At 50.0% G+C, this 6,348-nt stretch carries 4 protein-coding genes; 2 read left to right on the top strand and 2 right to left on the bottom strand.

Annotated elements, in window-relative coordinates; translation table 11 throughout:
• Window positions 1–81: 81 nt before the first annotated feature.
• Window positions 82–1,734 carry a putative polysaccharide biosynthesis protein gene (locus tag ACQ5DJ_RS14135; protein ID WP_429843023.1) on the bottom strand — a complete coding sequence of 551 codons (1,653 nt, stop codon included), beginning with the start codon at window positions 1,732–1,734 and terminating at the stop codon, window positions 82–84.
• A 284-nt stretch (window positions 1,735–2,018) separates the two neighbouring features.
• Between ACQ5DJ_RS14135 and ACQ5DJ_RS14130 the strand changes: the two genes are divergently transcribed.
• Window positions 2,019–3,395, top strand: coding sequence for a phenylacetate--CoA ligase family protein (locus tag ACQ5DJ_RS14130; RefSeq protein ID WP_429843022.1), 1,377 nt, complete (start codon window positions 2,019–2,021; stop codon window positions 3,393–3,395).
• Here ACQ5DJ_RS14130 and murJ read toward each other — a convergent pair.
• The gene (gene murJ, locus ACQ5DJ_RS14125; protein ID WP_429843021.1) at window positions 3,370–4,896 is read right to left on the bottom strand and encodes a murein biosynthesis integral membrane protein MurJ; all 1,527 of its coding nucleotides are present in this window, start codon (window positions 4,894–4,896) and stop codon (window positions 3,370–3,372) included. The genes ACQ5DJ_RS14130 and murJ overlap by 26 nt on opposite strands.
• A gap of 189 nt (window positions 4,897–5,085) precedes the next feature.
• Here murJ and ACQ5DJ_RS14120 point away from each other — a divergent pair, with 189 nt between their 5' ends.
• Window positions 5,086–6,348 (top strand): O-antigen ligase family protein, encoded by a 1,263-nt coding sequence (locus ACQ5DJ_RS14120; RefSeq protein WP_429843020.1) that lies wholly within the window; start codon window positions 5,086–5,088, stop codon window positions 6,346–6,348.

The raw sequence follows: 6,348 nt of genomic DNA, 5'->3' as shown, positions 1-6,348 counted from the left end.
TGCTTAATTCGCAATGGTGTTTTGATACCTGTCCTACGGACGGGGGTCAGTCCCTGTGGAGAAAGGGGTTTTTCGATTAGATTAATCGTTATTCGTATTGGACTTTAACGCGGAAGCCTGCTTCTTCCGAATGAATTGGATAAAGGCGCGTAGCTTGTTTCCGCCTGGCAGCCAGTCCAGTTCCTTATCCTCAATGAGTGGAATGATGATAAGCAGTCCCAGGTATACAACGAGTCCTACACCGACTCCAGCGACGGTCTCAATCGCTCCCAAAATGCGCACTGGTTCTCTTCCTCTGAACAGGAAATCAACTACCTCTGTCGCTCCCCAAGCCAGAATCAGCATGAGGTTAGCCACCAATAACGGATAAACAGTATCAAAGCGCCAGTTTATCGGAATCGATACGTAACGGCTGATGACGCGCATATTCAGTACACAGACAAATGCAGTAGCAACCAGCCATGACAGGGACAAGCCATCCATACCAAACATCGAGGTAAACACGAGTGTCGCCAGTACCTTTACAATGACACCATACAGCAGATGACGTGCAGGGATTTTTTCTTTGCCGATTCCTTGCAAAATACCGTTTGTAGCAAGCAACAAGGAAAGCGGAATCGCTGTGATGCCTAAAATCGCCATTGCACGCGTGCCTTCCATATCACCATAGAGCGCCAGATTCGCCCCTTCAGCTACAGCTGTCAGCCCAAGACCGGCAGGTAGACCGATTAGCCAAGCAAAGCGCAGCGAGAGTTTGGTCAAGGTCGTAATCCGTTCCTGATCCTTTTGTCTGATCGCTTCGGCAATGGCAGGCACGATCGAGAGGGCAATCGATGATCCGAACAAGCTCGCCATTTGCAGAAGTGGTCCTCCCCTGCTGTAAATGCCAAACCACGTATCCGCCGTCAAGCCGTCCACATTCCATATGTAGCGGAAGATGTTAATCGCCAGAAAGGAATCCGTCAGGCTGAAAATCGGGATAACCAAGGCGCTGACACAAATCGGCCAGGCAATTCGCCACATCGAGGCGAAGAAGGCACGATCATACCACCAAGTAAGGCGCCCCCACTCTGCCCCGCTAAATACGGAATTTTTCCGGTTGTGGAGCCACATGAGCAATGCTAGAAACCCGAGACTTAAAAAGGTACTGATCATCGTACCGAAGTTGACTCCGGTAATCACGGTATCCGTATCTTCACCGAGTGACACGAGATACAGGGAAGCCACCAAAATAAATACGACACGCAATGTTTGCTCTACGATTTGCGAGAGCCCGACAAACAACATTTTTTGATGGCCGTAGAAAAAGCCGCGAATAACCGCAATCAAGGGAACAAACAGCAGCGACATGGATATCGCACGAATCGGCTCAATCAAATGCGGATTCCCCATGAGTTTTGCGATCAGTGGAGAGCTGGCGTACAGGAGCGCAAACAAGACAAGTCCGATCCCGCCCATCATGACCATGCTACGGGCCAAAATTTGTCCAATAGAGCCTTGTTTTCCTTCAGCTAATGCCTCTGCAATCACCCTGGACAAGGCTACTGGCACACCTGCTGTCGCCAATATGAGGAAAGTCAGGTAGAGAGGATATACTTCCTGATAGAGTCCGAGACCTCTGTCGCCCACTATCTCCTGAAGCGGAATCCGATAAAACATCCCGATAACTTTTGACAAAATCCCCGCTATGGCTAAGATCAACGCTCCCGCGAGAAAATGACTTTTTTTCAACATGGGTAACTCCTTTATTCGTCTCTTTGACTGGATACCCGTGGGGCAGCACCAATCGACATGAACCCACTCTCTATCCTACTATCATTTCCCTCTTCCAGCAAACAGGTATATCGATGGAATTTCGCAGCAATACTGGTAAAAAACAGATTCCATTGATTTTTGTGAAAAACGTCTCGACGTTTTTCATTAGACAGAATGTGACCACTTGCGGTCTGCAAATGAACGGTCATGGCCGTTCATTTGCATTCGTCTGCCTGTGTAATCTGTAAGTAGGAGGGGATATTATGCCCACAACCGGATTTTTGATCCGCCATGTACAGTGGCCGTTAATGGAGGCTTTGAAAGGAAATTGCATCCGTCCTTACATGAAAGAATTGCAAGCAGCCGAGCATCTATCTGCCGAAGCGCTTAACGTGCAGCAGCGAGAAAAGCTGGTGAAGCTACTCGATCATGCGATACAAAACGTACCAGCCTACACAGCCTTCGCCCCAGACTGGAGCAAAATGCGCGAGATGCCTGAACGTTTTTTGCAGCGTATTCCTGTTCTGACCAAAGCACACTTTCGGCAAAACGCTGATCAATATATGAGCCAAGGCCTACAAACCAAAAGCCTTCTTGTAAATCGTACGGGAGGCTCCACAGGTGAACCTACCCATTTTTATCTCGATCGTCCAACTGTCGAGCGATATGAAGCTGCGCGCTGGTTGGGGCTATCCTGGTACGGCATACGCATAGGTGACCCATGTGTAATGATCTGGGGCTCTCCTCTCGAATTAAACGCCCAGCAAGCTCGCCGCTACCACTGGAAGGAGCGCTGGTTGAAAAACCGCCTGATGATCTCTGCCTATGAACTGGACGAAAGACATTTGGAAGCAAACCTGCGCCTCATCCGGGATTTCCAACCAGCCTATTTATACGGGTACACTTCCGCACTTCATACGCTCGCCACGATGATGCTACGACGCGGCATGACACTCGGAATCCCGCTCAAAGCCGTGGTCTCTACAGCAGAAAGCCTGCATGAACACCAGCGACAAACGATTGTTCAGGCTTTTGATGCGCCTGTTGTGAATGAATACGGCGCCCGTGACGGCGGAATCATCGCCTACCAATGCAAGGCTGGGAGCATGCATGCCTTTTCCGGGAACTGTTATTTGGAGGTAGTCGATCCCATTACGCATATTCCCGTCTACAAAGGGTACCCAGGAGCACTGCTTGTCACAGACCTGCACAATACTGTCATGCCTCGCCTGCGCTACCAATTAGGAGATGTCGTCGCGCTTTCTGATTCAACCTGCTCATGCAATCTCCCTTTTCCACTTCTGGCTTCGATCGACGGCAGAGAAGACGACATGTTCCTATCGCTAAACGGACGGTACGTACATGGACATTATTTTAATCACATCGTTCGCAATATGGACAGCTTCCGCACCTTCCAGATCGTCCAGCATGAGCCGGAGCGACTAAGCCTGAAACTGGTGAAGGAGCCCGAACGGTTTTTACCTGCCGATGAAGCCAAGCTTTTGGCAGGAATTCGCTCGGCATTAGGTCAAGTGAGTATCCAAGTTTCTTACGTGGAGACCATTCCCCCAGCAAGTTCAGGTAAGACTCGTTATGCAATCCGGGAATTCCCCCTTACGAGCGCCCACCCGCTGGAGTAGACCGCTTGCGTACTTTTTGCAGCAGCTCTGATACAAGTGGCTCTCGAACCAAAATGAGCACCACGAGATATAAAAGAGCTGCACCGATAATTCCTAGCGGCAAGTACAACCAGACAGGCCATGCGGATAACCATGGATCGACAAGTAAAATAGCACCGGCCATGACTGCGCAGCCCAAAATGGTTTTCCCAGCAGTCATGAGGAAATTCGCCCGTACAGGGCTGCCTACCGCCCTCCATAGTAAAACAAACAGCAGGAGCGCTTGACTGATAGCCGAAACGGCATTAGCCAGGGCAATACCGCCATGACCAAGCAGTGGAATGAGCAACCAATTGGCAAGGGCATACACACCAATACCGATCGCCCCGATAATAACGGGTGTCTTCGTGTTTTCCAGCGCATAAAAGGCGCGAGTCAGCAAGTCTCTCGACGCTAAAAAGAAAAGTCCTACGCCATAAAACGGCAGTGCCCACGCTGTCAAAGCGACAGAATGCTCATCGAACGCACCGCGCTCAAAAGCTAGACGGATGATAGGCTCTGCATATAGCGCAAGTCCAACCGTCACGGGCAACAGCAAAATGAGGAGATAGGCAAGTCCCTTTTGCAGGATTTGCTTCATCTCCGTCATTTCCCCCCGCTTGACATGACTAGCCAACAGTGGGAACAGTGGCAGTGTAAACGCCCCGACAAAAATAGCCAGAGGCAATTGCATAATCTGGTTCGCATTGGCGAGAGCAGAGACGACACCAGTTCCGAGTCCTTCTGCAAATCCTCGCTCCAAAAAGGTGGTGGCCTGGGCTACAACCGCACCAATCAAAATCGGAATGACGCGCTCGCCCATGCCTTTGAGCGAATCATCCTCACGCCAAGCAAATGAGAAGCGGTGCTGGTAGCCGAACCCGCGCAAAGTCGGGAGAATCGGCAACAGTGCCGCCAAGTAACCGATTGTCGTAGCCATCGCCAGTCCAATGGGACCATACATCGGAACGAGCACATACATGCTGACAATCACCAAAGCTCCATTGACTACCGTGCCAAGCGTGGGTGTAAAGAAATGCTGATGAGCATTGCAAATACTCGACCACAGTCCTGTTAACCCGATGAAAATAGCTGATGGCCACATCCATTGCAGCATGGTAGCCGTGAGTTCCAGCTTCTCACCTGTCAGTCCAAACATCCCGGCAAGCTCGTAAGAAAAAACAACCCCTAAGACAGAGAGAGCAACGAATGCGCCCAAAATAATCGTGAGCATCTTCTGATACAAGTCAGTCGTCCGCTCTCCTTTTTCCATCATGCCGCGCATCGTCGGAATCAGTACAGCATTGACCGCTCCCGGTATGACCAAGAACAACGTCAGCGGGATCGTTGCCGCGATATTAAACGCATCTGCCTCCATCCCAGTACCGTACAAGCTCGATACATACACACTGCGAAAAAAGCCTAGAAGCCTACCAACGAGAGTCAGCACGACAATCATGGAGGCAATTTTTAACAAACTCATGTCCACTTTTCTCCTATCCCTATTCGAAACCCTACGTTCCAGGCTTGGTTCTAATCCCTCAAACTACCTAGCTATCATATCTTATTTCTAGCGTTCCTACCAACCTCTTTCCCCCCGGCTTGCTACCGGGTTGTCAGATTCATTATAATAGGTAGGTTAATCCCTACCTGTAGGAGGACTACAATAAAAATGAGAGAAACCGTGTTGAAGTGGGGAAGCCAATCAACTACGTGGTTGTATTTGCTGTTGGCCTATCCAGTAATTGATTACGTCTTGCGACAGATTCTACCGATTCCAGTCATATCTTCTTTATGGGATGAAGGACTGCTCATCGTTCTGATGCTGTTTACGTTTGGAGCGTTCTTGCAATCAAACAGAACGATGCCTGGAATCAAACATTGGCTGGGAGCCTTTTTGGTCTTGGGTGTTGCCATCATGGTGACAGACATGGCGAACTGGGGGGCGACTGTGGAAGGATTCCGCTCTGTCTACCAGTACATCCTCGCCTTTTTCATGGGCTTCTATTTACTGAAGTCGATGGAAGACTTGGACAAGTTCATGAAGGGACTTGTGCTGGTTGGTTTCGTGGCGGCTCTGTACGGAGTTTTTCAAGTCGTTGTTGGTGTCAAAACGCCAGAATCATGGGTACAGGAAGGCGAAGCGATCACGACTCGCGCTTTCTCCTTTGTGACGAGCCCGAACGTATTGGGCAGCTACATGGCGTTGGTTTCACCGATTGCCGCTGGTCTTTTCATGACAGCGAAAGACCGAAAGCAAAAATGGATCTGGGCCATTGTTGCACTGACTACTGTGCTCGCTATGCTCTTAACGGGGTCTCGCGGTGCCTGGTTCGCGCTCGCCTTTGCCGTATTTGTGTGCTTCTACATATGGAACAAGCGAGTCGCCGGATATTTGGTGATCGCGGGGATCGTCGGGCTTGTTGCTCTGTTCTTCGTTCCTGATTCCGTTCCGCTTGTCGGAAAAGTAAAAGATCGCATTTTCACGCTGTTTACTGTTGAATATTTCGAATCAAGTAGCCAAGGAGGACGCGTTGGTCGCTGGGGCGAAGCCTATGACAAAATGCGCATCGAGCCATTGTTCGGTGTTGGGCTTGGCCATCACGGCGGAGCGGTTGCTACTCGCCATTTCGGAACGATTTATTCAGACAGTTATTTCTTCAAAAGTCTAGCGGAATACGGTCTGATCGGGATCATCCTGTTAATCGGAACTGTGATCACCATGTTCAAATACGGAGCTGGGCTCATCCGCAACCTCCAAGGCTCGCCGCACTTTTTTGCGATACTCGGCCTATTGGGCGGATTAATAGCCGTAGCTACCCATAACCTCGTGGAAAACATTTTCGAGGTGCCGTTCATGGCCCTCTATTTCTGGCTGTTTGGTGGCTTCCTCTGCGCATTATTCGTCGACCAGACACAAAACAAAAGGTGGTGA

This window comes from Brevibacillus sp. FIR094 (assembly GCF_050477165.1).
Classification (GTDB): Bacteria; Bacillota; Bacilli; order Brevibacillales; family Brevibacillaceae; genus Brevibacillus.
This window is presented reverse-complemented; position numbering and strand designations above follow the sequence as displayed.

Bases quoted from the DNA above. Each gene is read 5' to 3' on its own strand.
- ACQ5DJ_RS14120 (WP_429843020.1), top strand. From the start codon at position 5,086: ATGAGAGAAACCGTGTTGAAGTGGGGAAGCCAATCAACTACGTGGTTG.
- ACQ5DJ_RS14135 (WP_429843023.1), bottom strand. From the start codon at position 1,734: ATGTTGAAAAAAAGTCATTTTCTCGCGGGAGCGTTGATCTTAGCCATA.
- murJ (WP_429843021.1), bottom strand. From the start codon at position 4,896: ATGAGTTTGTTAAAAATTGCCTCCATGATTGTCGTGCTGACTCTCGTT.
- ACQ5DJ_RS14130 (WP_429843022.1), top strand. From the start codon at position 2,019: ATGCCCACAACCGGATTTTTGATCCGCCATGTACAGTGGCCGTTAATG.